The 20,801-nt window shown below is 59.6% G+C and carries 17 protein-coding genes and 2 tRNA genes; 13 read left to right on the top strand and 6 right to left on the bottom strand.

Annotation, left to right across the window (positions count from 1 at the left end; translation table 11 throughout):
- Positions 1-22 precede the first annotated feature (22 nt).
- A complete protein-coding gene (locus C2E19_RS07580; RefSeq protein ID WP_129390050.1) occupies positions 23-1,738 on the top strand; it encodes a proline--tRNA ligase in 1,716 nt (571 codons plus the stop codon).
- Positions 1,739-1,755: 17 nt separating this feature from the next.
- Positions 1,756-2,709, top strand: a complete 954-nt coding sequence (locus C2E19_RS07575; protein ID WP_129390047.1) for a hypothetical protein — start codon at positions 1,756-1,758, stop codon at positions 2,707-2,709.
- Positions 2,710-2,797: 88 nt separating this feature from the next.
- Here the strand turns inward: C2E19_RS07575 and dinB are convergent, their stop codons facing one another.
- Positions 2,798-3,859 carry a DNA polymerase IV gene (gene dinB / locus C2E19_RS07570; RefSeq protein WP_129390044.1) on the bottom strand — a complete coding sequence of 354 codons (1,062 nt, stop codon included), beginning with the start codon at positions 3,857-3,859 and terminating at the stop codon, positions 2,798-2,800.
- A 280-nt stretch (positions 3,860-4,139) separates the two neighbouring features.
- On the opposite strand from dinB, the gene C2E19_RS07565 reads away from it, so the two are divergent.
- The 4 genes from C2E19_RS07565 to C2E19_RS07550 all read left to right on the top strand — a co-directional run bounded on the left by C2E19_RS07565 (position 4,140) and on the right by C2E19_RS07550 (position 8,729).
- Positions 4,140-4,216 (top strand) — tRNA-Met (locus C2E19_RS07565).
- 222 nt (positions 4,217-4,438) lie between these two features.
- Positions 4,439-4,515 (top strand) — tRNA-Met (locus tag C2E19_RS07560).
- A gap of 279 nt (positions 4,516-4,794) precedes the next feature.
- On the top strand, positions 4,795-7,434 hold the full coding sequence (gene mprF, locus C2E19_RS07555) for a bifunctional lysylphosphatidylglycerol flippase/synthetase MprF (protein WP_129390041.1): 2,640 nt from the start codon (positions 4,795-4,797) through the stop codon (positions 7,432-7,434).
- Positions 7,434-8,729, top strand: coding sequence for a virulence factor family protein (locus C2E19_RS07550; RefSeq protein ID WP_129390038.1), 1,296 nt, complete (start codon positions 7,434-7,436; stop codon positions 8,727-8,729). The genes mprF and C2E19_RS07550 overlap by 1 nt, the downstream gene beginning before the upstream one ends.
- A gap of 444 nt (positions 8,730-9,173) precedes the next feature.
- On the opposite strand, the gene C2E19_RS07540 is transcribed toward C2E19_RS07550, so the two are convergent.
- Complete coding sequence (locus tag C2E19_RS07540; protein WP_372238475.1) at positions 9,174-11,015, bottom strand: potassium transporter Kup; 1,842 nt, start codon at positions 11,013-11,015, stop codon at positions 9,174-9,176.
- A 349-nt stretch (positions 11,016-11,364) separates the two neighbouring features.
- Between C2E19_RS07540 and rimO the strand changes: the two genes are divergently transcribed.
- The 6 genes from rimO (at position 11,365) to tsaA (ending at position 16,549) form a co-directional block, all read left to right on the top strand.
- Positions 11,365-12,702, top strand: coding sequence for a 30S ribosomal protein S12 methylthiotransferase RimO (gene rimO / locus C2E19_RS07535; protein ID WP_129390028.1), 1,338 nt, complete (start codon positions 11,365-11,367; stop codon positions 12,700-12,702).
- Between the two features lie 209 nt (positions 12,703-12,911).
- A complete protein-coding gene (locus tag C2E19_RS07530) occupies positions 12,912-13,385 on the top strand; it encodes a GNAT family N-acetyltransferase (protein WP_129390025.1) in 474 nt (157 codons plus the stop codon).
- A gap of 191 nt (positions 13,386-13,576) precedes the next feature.
- The gene (locus C2E19_RS07525; RefSeq protein WP_129390023.1) at positions 13,577-14,287 is read left to right on the top strand and encodes an rRNA pseudouridine synthase; all 711 of its coding nucleotides are present in this window, start codon (positions 13,577-13,579) and stop codon (positions 14,285-14,287) included.
- A 72-nt stretch (positions 14,288-14,359) separates the two neighbouring features.
- Entirely contained in the window at positions 14,360-14,830 is a 471-nt protein-coding gene (locus C2E19_RS07520; RefSeq protein WP_053117744.1) for a DUF1456 family protein, read from the top strand.
- A 128-nt stretch (positions 14,831-14,958) separates the two neighbouring features.
- Entirely contained in the window at positions 14,959-15,729 is a 771-nt protein-coding gene (locus C2E19_RS07515; RefSeq protein ID WP_129390020.1) for an SDR family oxidoreductase, read from the top strand.
- Between the two features lie 121 nt (positions 15,730-15,850).
- The gene (tsaA, locus tag C2E19_RS07510; protein ID WP_129390017.1) at positions 15,851-16,549 is read left to right on the top strand and encodes a tRNA (N6-threonylcarbamoyladenosine(37)-N6)-methyltransferase TrmO; all 699 of its coding nucleotides are present in this window, start codon (positions 15,851-15,853) and stop codon (positions 16,547-16,549) included.
- A gap of 174 nt (positions 16,550-16,723) precedes the next feature.
- Here the strand turns inward: tsaA and fpr are convergent, their stop codons facing one another.
- A complete protein-coding gene (gene fpr / locus C2E19_RS07505; protein ID WP_007908723.1) occupies positions 16,724-17,503 on the bottom strand; it encodes a ferredoxin-NADP reductase in 780 nt (259 codons plus the stop codon).
- Between the two features lie 133 nt (positions 17,504-17,636).
- Between fpr and C2E19_RS07500 the strand changes: the two genes are divergently transcribed.
- On the top strand, positions 17,637-18,563 hold the full coding sequence (locus C2E19_RS07500) for a LysR family transcriptional regulator (RefSeq protein WP_008077179.1): 927 nt from the start codon (positions 17,637-17,639) through the stop codon (positions 18,561-18,563).
- Here C2E19_RS07500 and C2E19_RS07495 read toward each other — a convergent pair.
- The 3 genes from C2E19_RS07495 to C2E19_RS07485 all read right to left on the bottom strand — a co-directional run bounded on the left by C2E19_RS07495 (position 18,560) and on the right by C2E19_RS07485 (position 20,617).
- Positions 18,560-18,922 carry a diacylglycerol kinase gene (locus C2E19_RS07495; protein WP_129390014.1) on the bottom strand — a complete coding sequence of 121 codons (363 nt, stop codon included), beginning with the start codon at positions 18,920-18,922 and terminating at the stop codon, positions 18,560-18,562. The two genes, C2E19_RS07500 and C2E19_RS07495, sit on opposite strands and share 4 nt — an antisense overlap.
- Before the next feature lie 74 nt (positions 18,923-18,996).
- Complete coding sequence (gene erdR / locus C2E19_RS07490; RefSeq protein WP_129390011.1) at positions 18,997-19,647, bottom strand: response regulator transcription factor ErdR; 651 nt, start codon at positions 19,645-19,647, stop codon at positions 18,997-18,999.
- Positions 19,648-19,870: 223 nt separating this feature from the next.
- The gene (locus tag C2E19_RS07485) at positions 19,871-20,617 is read right to left on the bottom strand and encodes a tRNA-uridine aminocarboxypropyltransferase (RefSeq protein ID WP_129390008.1); all 747 of its coding nucleotides are present in this window, start codon (positions 20,615-20,617) and stop codon (positions 19,871-19,873) included.
- Positions 20,618-20,801 lie beyond the last annotated feature (184 nt).

Genomic DNA, 20,801 nt, shown 5'->3' with positions numbered 1-20,801 from the left:
TAGCAACCGACAACGGCCAACCATGCGCACCAGTCAATTTTTGCTCGCCACACAGAAAGAAACGCCTTCCGATGCGGTCGTCATCAGCCACCAGCTGATGCTGCGCGCCGGCATGATCCGCAAACTCGCCTCGGGCCTGTACACCTGGCTGCCCATGGGCCTGCGGGTTATGCGCAAGGTTGAAGCCATCGTTCGCGAAGAGATGAACGCCGCCGGCTCTCTGGAAGTGTTGATGCCGAGCACCCAACCGGCCGAGCTGTGGCAGGAATCGGGGCGCTGGGAAGAATACGGCCCTGAGCTGCTGCGCATCAAAGACCGCCACGGTCGCGACTTCTGCGCGGGCCCGACCCACGAAGAAGTGATCACCGATCTGATGCGCAACGAGTTGAGCAGCTACAAACAGCTGCCAATCAACCTGTACCAGATCCAGACCAAATTCCGTGACGAAATCCGTCCACGCTTCGGTTTGATGCGCGGCCGCGAATTCATCATGAAGGACTCGTACTCCTTCCACGCGGATCAGGCGTCGCTGCAGATCACTTATGACCGCATGCATGAAGCCTACTGCAACATCTTCACGCGTCTGGGCCTGAAATTCCGTCCGGTTGAAGCCGACAACGGTTCGATCGGTGGCGCTGGTTCCCACGAATTCCACGTGCTGGCCGAATCCGGCGAAGACGACATCGTCTTCAGCAACGGTTCCGACTATGCGGCGAACATCGAGAAGGCCGAAGCGGTGCCACGCGAGACTTCGCGCGCTGCTGCGACCGAAGAGCTGCGCCTGGTCGATACGCCAGACACCAAGACCATCGCGGCGCTGGTGGAAAAATTCAATCTGCCGATTGAAAAGACCATCAAGACCCTGATCGTGCGCGCCGAAGAAGAAGGCAAACTGATCGCACTGGTCATCCGTGGCGACCACGAACTCAACGAAATCAAGGCTGCCCAGCAACCAGGCGTGGCCAACCCGCTGGTCATGGCCACCGATGCCGAACTGCGTGACGCCATTGGCGCCGGCGCCGGTTCGCTCGGCCCGCTGAACCTGCCACTGCCAATCATCATCGACCGTTCGGTCGAGCTGATGAGCGACTTCGGCATCGGCGCGAACATCGATGACAAGCATTACTTCGGTGTGAACTGGGAGCGTGATTTGCCAGTTCCGACCGTAGCTGATCTGCGCAATGTTGTAGCCGGCGATCCAAGCCCGGACGGCAAGGGCACGCTGGAAATCAAACGCGGCATCGAAGTCGGGCACATCTTCCAGCTGGGCAACAAGTACAGCAAGGCGATGAAGTGCGAAGTGCTGGGCGAGAACGGCAAGCCAGTGACCCTGGAAATGGGTTGCTATGGCATCGGCGTTTCCCGCGTGGTGGCGGCTGCCATCGAGCAGAACAACGACGCCAACGGCATCATCTGGAGCGACACCCTCGCGCCATTCCAGATCGCCCTGGTACCGCTGCGTTATGAAACCGAGCAGGTGCGCGAAGCCACCGACAAGCTGTACGCCGAACTGACAGCGGCAGGCTTCGAAGTGCTGCTGGACGATCGCGACAAGAAAACCAGCCCGGGCATCAAGTTCGCGGACATGGAGCTGATCGGCATTCCACACCGGATCGTGGTCAGCGACCGCGGCCTCGCCGAAGGCAACCTGGAATACAAGAGCCGGACCGAAGGCGAAGCGCAAGCACTGCCGGTGGCCGACGTATTGTCCTTCCTGCAGGCTCGTATCCGCCGCTGAAACCAGATAGAGACGTCATGTTCAAGCGAAACACCTTAGGCCTCGGAGGCACCGCCCTGTGCGGTGCCCTGCTGGTCAGCGGCTGTGCCAATCACATGTCACAACGCAGCGAGCACGAAGAGCGGGTCGAGCGAAAGTTGCTCGATCATAGCCTGCAGATTGATGTCGGTGAGCCTAAGGCGCTTGAGCTGCCGCAGCGTCGCGTGAAGATCAACGAACAGAAGACTTTTGAAGTCACCGAGTTCGAGGTCACCCGTCATTACGATCGCTACACGCCATACCAGCCTTGGCGGGAGGTCTACGAAATTCCGCTGGGCGTGGTGGCCGTGGTCGGTGGTGTCGGCGCGAATGTGGTCAACGTGTTTGCGCTCGGCAGTCTGCCGGACAGCGTGACCAAGGACTGGCTCAGCTACGGTTTCGCCGGACTCAACCCGTTCATGAACGTGCAATCCAACGGTCGCGCGCAGCAGAATCTGGCCGGCATCGATGAAGTCCAGCGCGACAAGCGCACGGAGTACTCGAGCCTGCCGTGGAGCGAGCGTCCGGTGCAGGTCAAGGCCGGCAAGCAGACCTTCGATATGACCACCGATCGCAACGGCGTTCTGCGCCTGAACCTGCTCGACAGCCCCTTTGCCGAAAATGACCTCAATCATGTCGGCAAATTGCAGATCAGCGTCGAAGACGCCAAGGATGACGTGCACTCGGACTCGACGCTGATGATCAGCAGTCACCTGCGCGGCAAACTGCTGGAAGCGCACGGGCTGATTTATGACGATCTGGAAGACGACGAAGTGAGCCAGTGGGTACACCGGGTCAAACGTCTGTCGGAACTGGGTCTGGAAGAAGAAGCCAGCGAACTGGAACAAAGCCTGATCGAACTGACGCGTAACGATCCTGAGTTGCAGACTGAGTTTCTCAAGTCGCTGACCAAGGATGCCGGGCGTCTGGTGGCGGATCCGGGACCGAATTAAGGCCTATTAAAAGATCGCAGCCTGCGGCAGCTCCTATATTGGAACGCGTTTTCCTGTAGGAGCTGCCGAAGGCTGCGATCTTTTGACTTTAACGTTCAAACAACTCCATCTGCTCAAACCCTCCGCGCAAATCCTCCAGCCGCACCCCAACCCCCAACAACCGCACCGGTTTTGCGCCGCGATTGAACGCCTGCGTCAACATCAACTGATAACTGCCCAGGTCCCGCCCTGCCCCGGCCTGCTCCAGCGTCGTCTGGGTAAAGTCATGGAACTTCACTTTGACGAACGGTTTGCCCGGTCGATAACTGCTGTCGATCCGCGCCATGCGGGTTTTCAGGGTTTCGAGCAACTCCGGCAGCTTATCCAGGCAACTGCGCAAATCCGGCAGATCAACGTCGTAGGTATTTTCCACGCTGATCGACTGACGCCGACTGTCGTTGTGCACCAAGCGCTCATCGATCCCACGCGCCAGACTCCACAGTCGTTCACCGAAGCTGCCGAATTCGCGCACCAGCGCCAGTTTGTCCCACTCGCGCAATTGCGAGCAGTCGACGATGCCGTGCTTGCCCAGCTTGTCGGCGGTGACTTTGCCGACGCCGTGCAATTTGCTCACCGGTAATCCGCTGACAAAGTCTTCGACCTGATCGGGAGTAATCACGAACAAACCGTTGGGCTTTTTCCAGTCACTGGCAATTTTCGCCAGAAACTTGTTCGGCGCTACGCCAGCGGAAACGGTGATGTGCAATTGATTGGAGACGCGGCGACGAATGTCCTGGGCGATACGCGTGGCGCTGCCGCCGAAATGCGCGCTGTCCGACACATCCAGATAAGCCTCATCCAGTGACAACGGCTCGATCAGATCGGTGTAGTCGGCAAAGATTGTGTGAATTTCTTTCGAGGCTTCGCGATAGGCGTCCATGCGTGGCTTGACGATGGTCAGATCCGGACACAGTTTCAAGGCATGCCCCGAAGCCATCGCCGAACGCACGCCATACGCCCGCGCTTCATAGTTGCAGGTGGCGATCACCCCACGCCGATCCGCCGAACCACCCACCGCCAACGGCTTGCCGGCCAGACGCGGGTCATCGCGCATCTCGATGGCGGCGTAGAAACAATCGCAGTCGATGTGGATGATTTTTCGCTGAGTCATGTCAGAAAAGGAAACGTGGCGAGCCGGATCGGCAGTATCTCACTGACACCTGTATATAGCACCAGTGGTATGAATGTTCTTTTACGCGTGTAGGAAAACATCTTTGAATTTATTTTATCAATCGACCAACGCCCTCCAATAGAGCTGAAAGCCTTGCCCCGCCTGCCCTGCAGCGCGAAAAACACCCGAGAAAAAACGCTAACCGATTGAACCTCAACAGATTTTATCCAGATTGCGGGTTGACACCCCAGCGTTCCTCTGTAGAATGCCGACACACAGACGCGGGATGGAGCAGTCTGGTAGCTCGTCGGGCTCATAACCCGAAGGTCGTCGGTTCAAATCCGGCTCCCGCAACCAAACATCAAAAAAGGCTACTCGAAAGAGTGGCCTTTTTTGTGCGCTTCTATTTTGTCGTTTTCTTCTACTTATAGAGAAGCAATCGCCAAACAGGAATTCGTTGCATTTCCGATGCTTAACGCTTCAACTGCGACCGTTTGACGCTATTGCACACTTATTTGACCCTTTATGGGATTAGCGGTTGACACCCCAGCGTTCCTCTGTAGAATGCCGCCACACAGACGCGGGATGGAGCAGTCTGGTAGCTCGTCGGGCTCATAACCCGAAGGTCGTCGGTTCAAATCCGGCTCCCGCAACCAAACATCAAAAAAGGCTACTCGAAAGAGTGGCCTTTTTTGTATCTGTCGAAAAAGTCCTTTCGCAACAATGATCTGTCATCGTGCAGTGAATCGTCCAGGATCGTCAGACGCGCCAAGTTGCGACTATGCTTTGAGTCGCAGGCATGACGTCTGCAATCCATGACTGCCCTCGCCGATACCCGGTGAGAGGCGTAGTATTTTGTGATTATTTTTTTCTACAGGGATTGGTAACTTGGCTGGATACCCCCATCCTGTCGCGCACAATCCAAGAGGTGATTGATGCGCGCCAACTCGTCTGATCCACAAGACACCGTCACAGCGGAACATCCGATCAAGCCCGAGCGTCTGCGCTTGCTTGATCGGGTGAGCAAATACCGACAACCGATTGGTCTGGCGGTCACTTTGCTGTTGTTCGCCATTGCGCTGATTGCCTGTCGTCATCTGCTCGCCGAACTCGATCTCGATGCGTTGCATGACTCGATTCTCGACGTGCCGAAACCCGCCATGCTTGGCGCGTTCGGCGCTACTGTCGTCGGCTTCATTATTCTGCTGGGCTATGAATGGTCGGCCAGTCGCTATGCCGGCGTGACATTGCCTCCGCGTACGCTGGCCCTCGGCGGCTTCACCGCATTTGCGATCGGCAACGCCATCGGCCTGTCGCTGCTGTCCGGCGGTTCGGTGCGCTACCGTTTATATGCACGACTGGGGCTGGGGGCGTCAGAAGTCGCGCACATGACCCTGTTCGCCAGCCTGTCGCTGGGCTGCGCTTTGCCGCCGCTCGCCGCACTGGCAACCCTGAGTGACCTGCCCGCCGCCTCTCAGGCACTGGGCCTGTCCGAAGGCTTGCTCGGCACCGTTGCCGTCACTGTTCTGCTGCTCGGCGCGATCCTGGCCATCGGCATCTATCGCCGCCGCCTGCCGGATCAGCCTTATCCGGACAACCTGCTGGTCAGGGCCGGTCGCCGCACCCTGCGCCTGCCCGGTCGGCGCCTGACCTTTCTGCAACTGATCATCACCGCCCTCGACGTTGCTGCTGCCGCGACCGTGCTTTATCTGTTGCTGCCGGAAGCGCCACCGTTTGGTGCGTTCCTGCTCGTGTACTTGTTGGCCTTGGCCGCTGGCGTTCTCAGCCATGTGCCCGGCGGCGTTGGTGTGTTCGAAGCGATCCTGCTGGCCGCTTTCGCCGACAAGCTCGGTGCCGCGCCACTGGCCGCCGCCCTGCTGCTGTATCGCCTGATCTACGTGGTGTTGCCGTTGTTGGTCGCTTGCGTGTTGCTGCTGATCAACGAAGGTCAACGCCTGTTCCAGACCCAGACCATGCGCGCCGCATCCGGTCTGGCGGCGCCGATTCTGGCGGTATTGGTTTTCCTCTCGGGTGTTGTCCTGCTGTTTTCCGGCGCCACTCCGGAGATCGACACACGTCTGGAACACATCGGTTTTCTGATCCCGCATCGTCTGGTCGACGCTTCGCACTTTGGCGCCAGCCTGATCGGCGTGCTCTGCCTGATGCTCGCTCAGGGCCTGCGTCGGCGCCTGTCGGCCGCGTGGATGCTGACCACCATTTTGTTGCTGGTCGGCGCCCTGCTCTCGCTGCTTAAAGGCTTCGACTGGGAAGAAGCGACGCTGATGACACTGACGGCTGCGCTGCTCGGTGTGTTCCGTCGCTCGTTCTATCGCCCGAGTCGCCTGACCGAACTGCCCTTCTCGCCGCTGTATCTGGTGGCCAGCCTCTGTGTGCTGGGCGCTTCGACGTGGCTGCTGCTGTTCGCCTATCAGGACGTGCCATATAGCCATCAACTCTGGTGGCAGTTCACCCTTGATGCTGACGCGCCGCGTGGCCTGCGTTCGCTGCTCGGCGCTGCGGTGTTGTTGCTGGTGATCGCGCTGACCTGGCTGCTGCGCACCGCGCGCCCGGTCATTCACTTGCCGACGCCTGACGAGCTCGATCGCGCGGTGAAGATTCTGATGGCCTCGTCGCAACCCGACGGCGGCCTCGCACTGACCGGTGACAAGGCATTGCTGTTTCACCCGAACGACGAAGCCTTTTTGATGTACGCGCGCCGTGGCCGCAGCCTGGTGGCACTGTACGACCCGATCGGCCCCGGCCAGCAACGCGCCGAGATGATCTGGCAGTTCCGTGACCTCTGCGATATCCACCACGCCCGCCCGGTGTTCTACCAGGTGCGCGCGGAGAACCTGCCGTACTACATGGACATCGGCCTGACTGCGATCAAGCTTGGCGAAGAAGCCCGGGTCGATCTGCGGCGCTTTGACCTGGAAGCCAAGGGCAAAGAGATGAAGGACCTGCGTTATACCTGGAACCGTGGCTCCCGCGACGGTCTGTCGCTGGAGATCCATGAGCCGGGCCAGGCGCCGATGGATGAGCTGAGAGTGATTTCCGATGCGTGGCTGACCGGCAAGAACGTGCGCGAGAAAGGTTTCTCGCTCGGTCGTTTCAGCGACGAGTACCTGAAGCATTTCCGTATTGCGGTGATTCGCTTCGAAGGCCGCCCGGTGGCGTTCGCCAACCTGCTCGAGACTTACAGCCACGACTTGGCCAGCCTCGACCTGATGCGCGCGCACCCGGACGCCCCCAAGCTGACCATGGAATTCATGATGGTCGGCCTGATTCAACACTATAAGAGTCACGGATACGCGCGCTTCAGCCTGGGCATGGTGCCGTTGTCGGGGTTGCAACCCCGGCGCGGTGCACCGCTGACCCAGCGTCTGGGCTCGATGGTTTTCCGCCGTGGTGAGCAGCTGTACAACTTCCAAGGCTTGCGCCGCTTCAAAGACAAATTCCAGCCTGACTGGGAACCCCGTTATATGGCCGTGCCCGCCGGACTCGATCCGTTGGTGGCGCTGGCCGACACTGCTGCCCTGATCGCGGGCGGCTTGACTGGATTGGTGAAACGCTGATGATTCAACGCTCCCTGAAGTACATCCTGGCCGCACTGATCGTGCTGGCCGTGATTGCCGGCGGCGGTTACTGGTACCTGAAACGCCCGGCACCGGAACCCACCGTCGAACAGCTCAACCCGACCGATGGCGCGGCGATGACCCGCGTCATCCCCGGCACCAAGGCCAAGGCGCAGGTGCTGATCGCCGTCAATGACGATCAGAAGCTCAATGAAAAGCAACTGACCACCCTGAGCCGCAGCGCTTCGGCGCAAATCGTCCAGGTGATTCTGCCCAAGGACTGCCTGCTGCAAAGCCGCGCCCTGCAATCGGGTCTGCGTGAACTGAATGGCCCGGCCACTCTGGTCAGCGGCATAGGCCCAGGTGCTGTGTTGGCCTGGCGCTGGTTGTCGGAGCAGAAAGACGACAAGGCCCAGGCCATCTCCGTCGACCTCGCTCTGGAAAAAGGTGGCTGCACCCACCTGCTGCCGAAATCCGCCGCCCACGGCCACTGGCTGGTGGCGTGGAACGACAACCCGGATGACGCCAGCGCAGGTTTCGTACGCGATCAACCGAACGCCGAAACCAGCATCAGCGACTACGACATCAACCTGCCGCAAGTGCTGAACAACGAACTGCGCAAGATCCTCGTCGGCGGCGACAAGGCCAACGGCGGTCTGGCGATTCCGGTGGTTGAAGTGCCGGCCGGCCAGGCGAAAGACACCGTCACCCTGTTTCTTTCTGGCGACGGCGGCTGGCGCGACCTCGACCGCGACGTGGCCGGTGAAATGGCCAAGATCGGCTATCCGGTCGTCGGCATCGACACCCTGCGCTACTACTGGCAGCACAAGAGCCCGGAGCAAAGCGCACTGGACCTGACCGAACTGATGCAGCACTACCGGCAGAAATGGGGCACCAAACGCTTCATCCTCACCGGTTACTCGTTCGGTGCTGACGTGTTGCCGGCGATCTACAACCGCCTGCCGGACACCGAGCAGCAACGCATCGACGCCATCATCCTGCTGGCCTTCGCCCGCACCGGCAGCTTCGAAATCGAAGTCGAAGGCTGGCTGGGCAACGCCGGCAAAGAAGCCGCCACCGGGCCGGAAATGGCCAAACTGCCTCCGGCCAAGGTGATTTGCATCTACGGCGAAGAAGAGACGGATGAAAGTGGCTGCACCGACAAGACTGCAGTCGGTGAAGCAGTGAAACTCCCTGGCGGCCACCACTTCGACGAGAACTACCCGGCGCTGGCCAAGCGCTTGGTGGATCTGATCGAGAAGCGTCAGAGCAAGGACTCGGTCGCCGAAGAGTGATCTGAAGCGCCCCACCCCAAAAAAGCCCCCGCAACTTCGCAGCTGCGGGGGCTTTTACATTCCAGCAGCCACCCAAATCCCCTGTAGGAGCGAGCCTGCTCGCGATAGCGGAGTGTCAGCCACCTATCTGCCACTGACACACCGCTATCGCGAGCAGGCTCACTCCCACAGGAGATTTGTGTTGATCACGGGATACAGGAGATACCCAGCTCCCACAGGGCCTGAGTTTGATTCGGGATTTTCGGCAGGACGTAGATCCCCTGTGGGAGCGGGCTTGCTCGCGAAGGCGTTGTGTCAGACGACATCTCCAGTAGCTGATCCACCCCATTCGCGAGCAAGCCCGCTCCCACAGGGGATTGGTGCAGGATTCAAGCAATGTGTTCAGGCACAAAAAAGCCCCCGCCAGCCACAAGGCTGACGGGGGCTTTTCAGTTGAGGCGCAGGCTACATCTCCACCTGCGTCCCCAACTCAATCACCCGGTTCAGCGGCAGATTGAAGAAGCGCAAATTGCCGTTGGCATTTTTCAACATGAACGCAAACAACGCCTCTCGCCAACGCGCCATACCTTCAAGCTTCGAGGCAATCACCGTTTCCCGGCTGAGGAAGTAGGTCGTCCGCATCGGGCTGAAGTCCAGATCATCCAGATGACACAACTTCAGCGCCTGCGGCACGTCCGGCTCGTCGGTGAAGCCGAAGTGCAGGATCACCCGGAAGAAGCCTTCGCCATGAGCCTCGACCTCGAAACGTCGCGATGGCGGTACGCGCGGGATGTCTTCGTAGACGACCGTCAGCAGAACCACCTGCTCATGCAGCACCTGGTTGTGCAGCAGGTTGTGCAACAACGCGTGCGGCACGGCGTCGGAGCGTGCGGTGAGGAACACCGCGGTGCCCTGCACCCGATGTGGCGGTTGCACGCGAATGCTGCTGATGAAGATCGGCAGCGGCAGCGCGCCTTCGTCAAGGCGTTCGACCAGCAATTGCTTGCCGCGCTTCCACGTAGTCATCAGCACGAACAGCGCGATACCGGCGATCACCGGGAACGCACCGCCCTGCACGATTTTCGGCACGTTGGCGGCGAAGTACAGGCCGTCCACCAGCAGGAAGCCGATCAACACCGGCACCGCGAGTATCGGTGGCCATTTCCACAGCAGCAGCATCACCGCCGACACCAGAATGGTGGTCATCAGCATGGTGCCAGTCACCGCCACGCCGTAGGCCGAGGCCAGTGCGCCGGAGGACTCGAAGCCCAGCACCAACAGGACCACGCCCACCATCAGCGCCCAGTTCACCGCGCCAATGTAGATCTGGCCCTGTTCATCGCTGGAGGTGTGCTGAATGTACATGCGCGGAATATAGCCAAGCTGAATCGCCTGACGAGTCAGGGAGAACGCGCCGGAAATTACCGCTTGCGAGGCAATCACTGTCGCCAGGGTCGACAAACCAACGAGTGGAATCAGCGCCCAACTCGGTGCCAACAGATAGAACGGGTTACGCGCCGCTTCCGGGTTGTCGAGCAGCAAAGCACCCTGACCGAAGTAATTAAGCACCAGCGCCGGCAACACCAAAATGAACCAGGCGCGGGCAATCGGCTTGCGGCCGAAGTGGCCCATGTCGGCGTACAGCGCTTCGGCACCGGTCAACGCCAGCACCACGGCGCCGAGGATGGCCACGCCCATGCCAGGGTGAACAGTGAAGAAGCGCACCGCCCAAGCAGGATTCATCGCATGCAGCACTTCCGGGGTGTGGCTGATGCCATACACGCCGAGAGCGCCAAGGACGAGGAACCAGGTGACCATGATCGGCCCAAACAGAATGCCGATCCGCGCCGTACCGTGACGCTGGATCAGGAACAAACCGACCAGCACCACCAATGACAGCGGCACCACCCAATGGTCGATGCCATCGAATGCCAGCCCCAGCCCCTCAATCGCCGACAGCACGGAAATCGCCGGGGTGATCATGCTGTCGCCGTAAAACAGCGCCGCGCCGATCAGCCCGCAAACCACCAGCAACGAACGCAGTTTCTTGCGATGCCCTGCCGCCCGCCGCGCCAGTGCGGTGAGCGCCATGATGCCGCCCTCGCCCTGGTTGTCGGCGCGCAGCACGAACATCATGTATTTGATCGACACGACCCAGATCAGCGACCAGAAGATCAACGACAGAATGCCCAGCACGCCGTCGTGGTTGACCGGTACGCCGTAACCGCCGGAAAACACTTCTTTGAGGGTGTACAACGGGCTCGTGCCGATGTCGCCGTAAACTACCCCGACTGCCGCGACCAGCATGCTCAGCGGCTTGGAGGCCGAACCCTCGGCGCCTGCCGCATGACTACTTGCCTGACCCATCCAACACTCCTGATTTTAGAACCGGCTTCTTTGAATGAAGCACTATGCTTTGTGGTGCAGCATGCGCCGTTTTACCTGTTGTTACAGACGTTTTGTTGACTGTAAAAAATTGGTAAAGCTCCACGGCGCGAAGCATAGCGCAGCACTCGTCGTATTTCCCTGCATAAAGCTGGTCAAGTGCGTTGCTCGCCGCTAGAATTGCGCACTTTTTGATCAGAGGCGCGCCCTAAGCGCCCATCCGTCGGCTTTCGCACCAAGAAAGCGATGTCACAAAATACCGAGGTTAGACATGTCCACCACTCCTGCGCCGGCCAATCCAAAGGTTGGCTTTGTATCTCTGGGTTGCCCGAAAGCACTGGTCGACTCCGAGCGCATCCTGACCCAGCTGCGCATGGAAGGCTATGACGTGGTGTCCACCTATCAGGACGCCGACGTTGTAGTCGTCAACACCTGCGGTTTCATCGATTCGGCCAAGGCTGAGTCTTTGGAAGTGATCGGCGAAGCGATCAAGGAAAACGGCAAGGTGATCGTCACCGGTTGCATGGGCGTAGAAGAAGGCAACATCCGCAACGTCCACCCGAGCGTGCTGGCCGTGACCGGTCCGCAGCAGTACGAGCAAGTGGTCAACGCCGTGCACCAAGTGGTGCCGCCACGTAAGGATCACAACCCGCTGATCGACCTGGTGCCGCCGCAAGGCATCAAGCTGACCCCGCGTCACTATGCGTACCTGAAGATTTCCGAAGGCTGTAATCACAGCTGCTCGTTCTGCATCATCCCGTCGATGCGCGGCAAACTGGTGAGCCGTCCGGTTGGCGATGTGCTCGACGAAGCTCAGCGTCTGGTCAAATCCGGCGTTAAAGAGTTGCTGGTCATTTCGCAGGACACCAGCGCTTACGGCGTTGACGTGAAATACCGCACTGGCTTCTGGAACGGCGCGCCGGTGAAAACCCGCATGACCGAACTCTGCGAAGCGCTCAGCACCCTCGGCGTCTGGGTCCGTCTGCACTACGTTTACCCGTACCCGCACGTTGACGAGCTGATTCCGCTGATGGCCGCCGGCAAGATCCTGCCGTACCTGGACATCCCGTTCCAGCACGCCAGCCCGAAAGTGCTGAAGTCGATGAAACGCCCGGCGTTCGAAGACAAGACCCTGGCGCGCATCAAGAACTGGCGCGAAATCTGCCCGGACCTGATCATCCGTTCGACCTTCATCGTCGGTTTCCCGGGCGAAACCGAAGAAGATTTCCAGTACCTGCTGAACTGGCTGACCGAAGCCCAGCTCGACCGCGTCGGCTGCTTCCAGTACTCGCCGGTTGAAGGCGCTCCGGCCAATGATCTGGATCTGGAGATCGTACCGGACGACGTCAAGCAGGATCGTTGGGATCGCTTCATGGCGCACCAGCAAGCGATCAGCTCGGCACGCCTGCAACTGCGCATCGGCCGTGAAATCGAAGTGCTGGTGGACGAAGTCGACGAGCAAGGCGCAGTTGGCCGCTGCTTCTTCGACGCACCGGAAATCGACGGCAACGTGTTTATCGACAACGGCAGCAACCTGAAGCCGGGCGACAAGGTCTGGTGCAAAGTCACCGACGCCGACGAATACGACCTGTGGGCCGAACAGATCTAACGCCGCACCCCCTGTAGGAGCTGCCGAAGGCTGCGATCTGTTGATCTCGAAAAACAAGATCAAAAGATCGCAGCCTCGTTTCACTCGTCAGCTCCTACAGGGATTCGGCACAGTGCTGAATTTAAAAGCCTCGCTCGATGCGGGGCTTTTTTACGGCTATCGTTTAGCGGGGGACGGACTCCCTTGAAACGGACAAGAGGCAGACGGGCATGCGTCACCATTCGGTCATCCACACACCGAAACTCAGCGATTATCAGGAACTGACCCGGGTCTGGGAGGCCTCGGTTCGCGCCACCCATGATTTTCTGCCGGACAGCTACATCGAATTGCTGCGCAATCTGGTGCTGACGCGTTACCTCGATGCGGTGATGCTGATCTGCACCAAGGACGCCAACCAGCGCATCACCGGGTTTGCCGGGGTGGCAGCGGGCAAGATCGAGATGCTGTTCATCGATCCCGATCATCGCGGCCAGGGTTTGGGCAAGAAACTGCTGAACTACGCGATGCAGCATCTGAATGCCGATGAACTGGACGTCAACGAACAGAATCCACAGGCGCTGGGCTTTTACTTCAAGCAGGGGTTTGAAGTGATCGGCCGCTCTGAGGTGGATGGCATGGGCCAGCCGTACCCGTTGCTGCACATGCGCTTGCGACAAAACCAGCAGCGCTCAAGCAACGGCTGACCCAACCCAAAACAACTGTGGGAGCTAGCCTGCTAGCGATGCAGGCGCCGCGGTCCGTCAGATACACCGCGGTGATGCAATCGCTAGCAGGCTAGCTCCCACAGGGAAATGCGAACACCCCGTAAATGGAACCGGGCTTAACCGGCGCCACACAGGTACAATGCCCACCCCTTTTTTGTTACGGCCCTGTCATGACTGACCCGATTCGCCTCTCCAAACGCCTCATCGAACTGGTCGGTTGCTCCCGCCGGGAGGCCGAGCTGTTCATCGAGGGCGGCTGGGTCACCGTGGACGGCGAAGTGATTGACGAGCCGCAATTCAAGGTCGGCGAGCAGAAAGTCGAGCTCGACAAGGACGCCAAGGCCACCGCGCCGGAGCCGGTGACCATCCTGCTCAACGCGCCGGCCGGCATCGACGTCGAGACCGCCATGCAGTCGCTCAGCGCCGAAACCCTCAGCGAAGAGCATCGTTTCAGCAAGCGCCCCCTGCGCGGGCACTTCCTGCGCCTGACCGCCAGTTCCGACCTGCAAGCCAAGGCCAGCGGGCTGTTGGTGTTCACTCAGGACTGGAAAATCCTGCGCAAGCTCACCGCTGACGCCGCGAAGATCGAGCAGGAATACATTGTCGAAGTCGAAGGCGACATGGTCGCCCACGGCCTCAATCGCTTGCAGCACGGCCTCACGCACAAGGGCAAGGAGCTGCCGCCGGTCAAGGCCAGTTGGCAGAACGAAAACCGTCTGCGCTTCGCCATGAAAAATCCGCAGCCGGGGATCATCGCCCAGTTCTGCGAAGCGGTCGGCCTGAAGGTCATCGGCATCCGCCGCATCCGCATCGGCGGCGTCTCGATAGGCAAAGTCCCGGTCGGCCAATGGCGCTACCTGTCCGGCAAAGAGAAGTTCTAACGCTTCCACTGCCGCCACACATTCCGGCAGCGCGCCTGCGTGCTGCCCACAACGCTTATCAGGATTACTCACATGATTCATAACGACGTATTGCGCAGCGTGCGCTACATGCTCGACATCAGCGACAAGAAGGTTGTCGAGATCATCAAGCTCGGCGGCATGGACGTCGCGCTCGCTGACGTGCTGACCTGGCTCGACAAGAAAGAAGAAGACGAAGAAGGTTTCGTGCGCTGCCCGGACGAAGTCATCGCGCACTTCCTCGATGGCCTGGTGATCTTCAAGCGTGGCAAGGACGAAAGCCGTCCGCCGCAGCCGATCGAAGTGCCAGTCACCAACAACATCATCCTGAAAAAGCTGCGCGTGGCCTTCGAACTGAAAGAAGACGACATGCACGCGATTCTCAAGGCGGCCGAGTTCCCGGTGTCCAAGCCTGAGCTGAGCGCGCTGTTCCGCAAGGTTGGCCACACCAACTACCGTCCTTGCGGCGACCAGTTGCTGCGCAACTTCCTCAAGGGCCTGACCCTGCGCGTTCGCCCAGCCTGATCCTCTTTGCGGTGGCGACCAATAGTCGCCGCCGCAGCGCATGACCGTTCATTCCCTGCGAAAATAGTGGCTCCGCTTTTTGCGGCTGACGACTAGGGTGTATTGATCCCTAATCCTCAGGACTCGCCATGCACCCATACTTTTCCCTGCAAGGCCGCACCGCTCTGGTGACCGGCGGCACCCGTGGTATCGGCAAAATGATCGCCAAAGCCTTTGTCGAGGCTGGCGCGCGTGTCTATGTCTGCTCGCGTGACGCTGAAGCGTGTCATCAAACCGCCGAAGAACTCAGCGCCCTGGGCAAATGTCATAGCATCGCCGCCAACCTGGCGACGGAAGAAGGCGTACAGGAGCTGGCCGCCCGCCTGGGCGAGCAGATCACTCATCTGGATATTCTGGTGAACAACGCCGGCACCACCTGGGGCGCGCCGCTGGAGAGCTATCCGGTGAAGGGTTGGGAGAAGGTCATGCAGCTCAACGTGACCTCGGTGTTCAGCTGCATCCAGCAGTTTCTGCCGCTGTTGCGCAAAGCCGGTTCAGCGGCGAATCCGGCACGGATCATCAACATCGGTTCTGTGGCGGGAATTTCTTCGTTTGGCGAACAGGCCTATGCCTACGGGCCGAGTAAAGCGGCCCTACACCAATTGTCGCGCATTCTCGCGCGGGAACTGGTGAGCCAGCACATCAACGTCAACGTGATCGCACCGGGGCGCTTTCCGAGCAAGATGACCCAGCATATTGGCAATGATCAGCAGGCGTTGGCTGAAGACACGGCGCTGATCCCGATGAAGCGCTGGGGGCGTGAGGAAGAAATGGCGGCGTTGGCGATCAGTCTGGCGAGTACCGCTGGCGCATATATGACCGGGAATATCATTCCGCTGGATGGTGGGTTCAGCCTTTAAAAGATCGTAGCCTTCGGCAGCTTCTACATGGGATCGACGCGCCCCTGTAGGAGTTGCCGAAGGCTGCGATCTTTTGATCTTTCGGGCATCATGCCACCCTGCCCCGCTTCGAATGCAAACCATGACTTACAGCGTCTCCCCCATCGGCTTCGTGCGCTCCTGCTTCAAGGAGAAATTCGCCATTCCCCGCCAACCGCAACTAGCGCCCGCCGCCCGTGGCGTGCTGGAACTGGTGGCGCCGTTCGATCAGGGTGACGCCGTGCAAGGTCTGGAACAGGTCAGCCACGTCTGGTTGCTGTTTCTGTTCCATCAAGCGCTGGAAGACAAGCCTCGCCTGAAAGTCCGTCCACCGCGACTGGGCGGCAACAAGTCCATGGGCGTGTTCGCTACCCGCGCCACTCACCGGCCGAACGGCATCGGCCAATCGGTGGTGAAACTGGACAAGGTCGAAGGCAATCGACTGTTCATCTCTGGCATCGATTTGCTCGACGGCACGCCGGTGCTGGACATCAAACCGTATGTGCCCTATGCCGATATCATCCCTAACGCCGTCAATAGCATCGCCAGCGCCGCGCCGCAGCTGATTGACGTGCAGTGGACGGACTCGGCGTTGAAACAAGCGCACAGCCACGCTCAGCGCCTCGACGAGCCGCTGGTTGAGCTGATTGAACAGTGTCTGGCTCAGGACCCGCGTCCGGCGTATCAAACCCCGGCGCCGGAACGCGAGTACGGCGCGCAGTTCTGGGATCTGGATGTGCGCTGGCATTACCCGACACCCGAGCAAATACGCGTACTCGAAGTCATTCCTGCCGAAGCATAACCCCCGAAAACGAGAAAGCCCGCGCTGCCTTCTCAGGCAACGCGGGCTTTTACTGTCACACCACAAAACCAATTGTGGGAGCGGGCTTGCTCGCGAAAGCGTCGTACCAGTCAACTGACATGTGTCTGATACACCGCATTCGCGAGCAAGCCCGCTCCCACAGGAGTTGGGGGATTACTTCTCGACGAACGCACGCTCGATCAGGTAATCACCCGGCTCACGCATCCGCGCCGAGATCTTCAGGCCGAAGCTGTCGAGCACTTCGCTGGTCTCGTCGAGCATGCTCGGGCTGCCGCAGATCATCGCGCGGTCGTCCTGCGGGTTGATCGGTGGCAGGCCGATGTCGCTGAACAGCTTGCCGCTGCGCATCAGATCGGTCAGACGGCCCTGATTCTCGAAAGGCTCACGGGTCACGGTCGGGTAGTAGATCAGCTTGTCACGCAGCGCTTCGCCGAAGAACTCGTTCTGCGGCAGGTGCTCGGTGATGAACTCGCGGTAGGCGACTTCGTTGACGTAACGCACACCGTGCACAAGGATCACTTTTTCAAAGCGCTCGTAGGTTTCCGGGTCCTGGATCACGCTCATGAACGGTGCCAGACCAGTGCCGGTGCTCAGCAGGTACAAATGCTTGCCCGGGTTCAGGTCGTCAAGCACCAGAGTACCGGTAGGCTTCTTCGAGATGATGATCTCGTCGCCTTCCTTCAAGTGCTGCAACTGCGAAGTCAGCGGACCGTCCTGCACCTTGATGCTGAAGAATTCCAGATGCTCTTCCCAGTTCGGGCTGGCGATCGAGTAAGCGCGCATAAGCGGGCGGCCGTTGGGCTGCTGCAGGCCGATCATCACGAACTGACCGTTCTCGAAGCGCAGGCCCGGATCGCGGGTGCACTTGAAGCTGAACAGAGTGTCGTTCCAGTGATGAACACTGAGGACACGCTCGTGGTTCATGTTGCTCATGTACGTTTGACTCCTGGAGATTGGGTCTGCGCTGGCTTATACCGCTGAGAGTGCGCAATTGCATCGCATTCTAATAGCGACGACAATATCTGTTAACTGGATTATTAAGATAAGGGTTATCGGTTATATCGATATGCGATTTACTCTCCGTCAACTGCAAGTCTTCGTCGCCGTCGCCCAGCAGGAAAGCGTATCCCGTGCTGCGGGTCTGCTCAACCTCTCACAGTCAGCCGCCAGCACCTCGATCACCGAACTCGAGCGCCAATCCAGCTGCCAGCTATTCGACCGCGCCGGCAAACGGCTGAGCCTCAACGCCCTCGGCAAACAGCTGTTGCCGCAAGCGGTGGCCCTGCTCGATCAGGCCAAGGAAATCGAAGACCTGCTCAACGGCAAATCCGGTTTCGGCTCGCTGTCGGTGGGCGCCACCCTGACCATCGGCAATTACCTGGCGACGTTGCTGATCGGCAGTTTCATGCAGCGCCACCCCGAAAGTCAGGTGAAGCTGCACGTACAGAACACTGCCAATATCGTGCAACAAGTCGCCCACTACGAAATTGATCTGGGTCTAATCGAAGGCGATTGCAGCCATCCCGACATCGAAGTGCAGAGCTGGGTCGAGGATGAGCTGGTGGTGTTTTGCGCGCCACAGCATCCGCTGGCCCAACGCGGCAGCGCGACCATGGAAGAGTTGACCCACGAAGCATGGATCCTGCGTGAGCAGGGTTCGGGCACGCGGCTAACTTTCGATCAGGCCATGCGTCACCATCGCAGCTCGCTGAATATCCGTCTGGAGCTGGAGCACACCGAAGCGATCAAGCGCGCGGTGGAGTCGGGACTGGGGATTGGCTGCATCTCGCGGCTGGCGCTGCGCGATGCGTTCCGGCGCGGCAGTCTGGTGCCGGTAGAAACGCCGGATCTCGATCTGGCGCGGCAGTTCTACTTCATCTGGCACAAGCAGAAATACCAGACCTCGGCGATGCGCGAGTTTCTCGAGCTGTGCCGCGCTTTCACCGCCGGGGTGCAGCGCAGCGACGAGATCGTCTTGCCGACAATTGCTTAAAGCAGAATAACGGCCCACACCAGCGCGATCATGGTCAGCGCGACAAATTGCGCGGCGCTGCCCATGTCCTTGGCGTTCTTCGACAATGGGTGCAGTTCCAGCGAGATGCGGTCGATGGCCGCTTCGACTGCCGAGTTCAGCAGCTCGACGATCAGCGCCAGCAGGCACACGGCAATCAACAGCGCCTGTTCTACGCGACTGACATTGAGGAAGAATGTCAGCGGAATCAGCACGACATTGAGCAGCACCAGTTGGCGGAACGCCGCTTCACCGGTGAAGGCGGCGCGCAGGCCATCGAGCGAATAACCGGAGGCGTTGAGGATACGTTTCAGGCCGGTCTGGCCCTTGAAAGGTGACATAAGGAAGAAACCAACCAAAAAGGAGTGAGAAAGCTAGATCAATAAAAGTCAAAAAAGCGTGAAGACACCAGCCTTTAATGGCTCGGAATTGACTCAAGTTGTTGCAGCAGTAAAGCCGCTTGCGTGCGAGTACGCACATTCAACTTGCGAAAGATCGCCGTAACGTGGGCCTTGATGGTCGCTTCCGACACACTCAGCTCATAGGCAATCTGCTTGTTCAGCAGGCCTTCGCAGACCATGGTCAACACGCGAAATTGCTGCGGGGTCAGGCTGGCAAGGCCGTCGCTGGCGGCTTTGGCTTCGTCGGAAACAGCGACCGCTTCGAACGCCTGCGGCGGCCAGAACACATCGCCATCGAGCACTTTGCGCACTGCTTGCTGAATCACGCTGAGGTCGCTGGACTTGGGAATAAAGCCACTGGCGCCAAACTCACGGGATTTGACCATGACCGAAGCTTCTTCCTGCGCCGAAACCATCACCACCGGAATCTGCGGGTATTGCCCGCGCAGCAGCACCAAACCGGAAAATCCGTAAGCGCCGGGCATGTTGAGGTCGAGCAGGACCAGATCCCAGTCGGCTTTTTCGGTCAGGCGGGTTTCCAGTTCGGCAATGCTTGCCACTTCCACCAGGCGTACATCCGGGCCAAGGCCCAGCGTCACCGCCTGATGCAGTGCGCTACGAAACAGAGGGTGATCATCGGCAATCAGGATGTCGTATGTGGCCATTTTTCAAATGATCCTGTTTTTGATGGCAGACGCGGTGCATTCCGGTCTGGCCAAAGCAACTCGAGATGCCGCTTTGAAGCGATATCCACAGGGGCACGTTCAACGCCAATCAACAGCAAACACGGCGTTTCAAACCTTGGCCGCACCCTAATCGGCGCCAAGCATGCCCAGCGAAGACGGGGTGGTCAAGCAGCACGGCCACCGTTGCGTACAGTATGGGCCACTATGCGGCCGACACCGGCTGCGGCTTTGGTATATAGGCTTGCAACTCGGCATGGGCCGGCGTCGACTCGTTCATGTCCAGTTGCTGCTTGGCGCCCAGATAGTGCTGGCTGAACACGTCAAAGTAAGCGTCCAGGGCAGAGGCCGCATCCGTGTCGCCTGCCAGCTCCAGACACAGCGCCGCGACTTCGGCGGTGCACAGGTGCTCGCTGCGGGTCGAACGGCGCAAGCGATAGCGCGAGAGTTTGTCGGGCAGCAGGCTGAGGATCGGCAAACGGTCGAAGTAAGGGCTTTTGCGGAAGATCTTCCGGGCTTCGGTCCAAGTCGCATCCAGCAGAATGAACAGCGGGCGTTTGCTGCTATCGATGGCGACAGTGTTGGTCACTCGCGACGGCTCGACATATTCACCGGGAAACACCAGATACGGCTGCCATTGCGGGTCATTGAGCAGTGCGAGCATCTGCGGATCGGGCTCGGTGCGCGACCAGATGAACGCATGGTTATCGCGCACCACATCGGCAATCAGCCAACCGGTATTACTCGGTTTGAACACTTCCTTGCCGGTCATGATCAGGCACACGCCGGAACGGGTCTCGACACTCGGCCGCCAGGCGCACAGGCAATGGCTGATGATCACCCGGCAGTCACGGCAACGTTCGGAGCGAAAGCCACGGGCCTGAATCGGCTTGATGCCTTCATCTTCGCGCTGGTCGCGCAAACGGGCGACGGCGTTGGGGGCATGGTTCATCGCGGATAACGCCGGCAGACAGGGAAACTCGACACGAACAGCACTCGGCAGGGCAATAAAGGGCGGCAGTTTACCAGAGCAACGGGCACAAGCCTGTACCCTCCCGACCGGCTCCCCTATAATTCGCCGCCACTGAACGCACAGCCCCGAGGCTGGTCGAACCACCAGTCACCGAATCAGGAGA

It is taken from the genome of Pseudomonas sp. DTU12.3, assembly GCF_004124275.1.
GTDB lineage: Bacteria > Pseudomonadota > Gammaproteobacteria > Pseudomonadales > Pseudomonadaceae > Aquipseudomonas > Aquipseudomonas helmanticensis.
This window is presented reverse-complemented; position numbering and strand designations above follow the sequence as displayed.

What these genes read in the sequence shown, in the direction of transcription:
- C2E19_RS07540 (WP_372238475.1), bottom strand. Translation starts at nt 11,015, where the DNA reads ATGCTGGTCGCGGCAGTCGGGGTAGTTTACGGCGACATCGGCACGAGC.
- rimO (WP_129390028.1), top strand. Translation starts at nt 11,365, where the DNA reads ATGTCCACCACTCCTGCGCCGGCCAATCCAAAGGTTGGCTTTGTATCT.
- tsaA (WP_129390017.1), top strand. Translation starts at nt 15,851, where the DNA reads ATGACTTACAGCGTCTCCCCCATCGGCTTCGTGCGCTCCTGCTTCAAG.
- mprF (WP_129390041.1), top strand. Translation starts at nt 4,795, where the DNA reads ATGCGCGCCAACTCGTCTGATCCACAAGACACCGTCACAGCGGAACAT.
- C2E19_RS07525 (WP_129390023.1), top strand. Translation starts at nt 13,577, where the DNA reads ATGACTGACCCGATTCGCCTCTCCAAACGCCTCATCGAACTGGTCGGT.
- C2E19_RS07500 (WP_008077179.1), top strand. Translation starts at nt 17,637, where the DNA reads ATGCGATTTACTCTCCGTCAACTGCAAGTCTTCGTCGCCGTCGCCCAG.
- C2E19_RS07520 (WP_053117744.1), top strand. Translation starts at nt 14,360, where the DNA reads ATGATTCATAACGACGTATTGCGCAGCGTGCGCTACATGCTCGACATC.
- C2E19_RS07530 (WP_129390025.1), top strand. Translation starts at nt 12,912, where the DNA reads ATGCGTCACCATTCGGTCATCCACACACCGAAACTCAGCGATTATCAG.
- C2E19_RS07485 (WP_129390008.1), bottom strand. Translation starts at nt 20,617, where the DNA reads ATGAACCATGCCCCCAACGCCGTCGCCCGTTTGCGCGACCAGCGCGAA.
- C2E19_RS07495 (WP_129390014.1), bottom strand. Translation starts at nt 18,922, where the DNA reads ATGTCACCTTTCAAGGGCCAGACCGGCCTGAAACGTATCCTCAACGCC.
- dinB (WP_129390044.1), bottom strand. Translation starts at nt 3,859, where the DNA reads ATGACTCAGCGAAAAATCATCCACATCGACTGCGATTGTTTCTACGCC.
- C2E19_RS07580 (WP_129390050.1), top strand. Translation starts at nt 23, where the DNA reads ATGCGCACCAGTCAATTTTTGCTCGCCACACAGAAAGAAACGCCTTCC.
- C2E19_RS07575 (WP_129390047.1), top strand. Translation starts at nt 1,756, where the DNA reads ATGTTCAAGCGAAACACCTTAGGCCTCGGAGGCACCGCCCTGTGCGGT.
- erdR (WP_129390011.1), bottom strand. Translation starts at nt 19,647, where the DNA reads ATGGCCACATACGACATCCTGATTGCCGATGATCACCCTCTGTTTCGT.
- fpr (WP_007908723.1), bottom strand. Translation starts at nt 17,503, where the DNA reads ATGAGCAACATGAACCACGAGCGTGTCCTCAGTGTTCATCACTGGAAC.
- C2E19_RS07515 (WP_129390020.1), top strand. Translation starts at nt 14,959, where the DNA reads ATGCACCCATACTTTTCCCTGCAAGGCCGCACCGCTCTGGTGACCGGC.
- C2E19_RS07550 (WP_129390038.1), top strand. Translation starts at nt 7,434, where the DNA reads ATGATTCAACGCTCCCTGAAGTACATCCTGGCCGCACTGATCGTGCTG.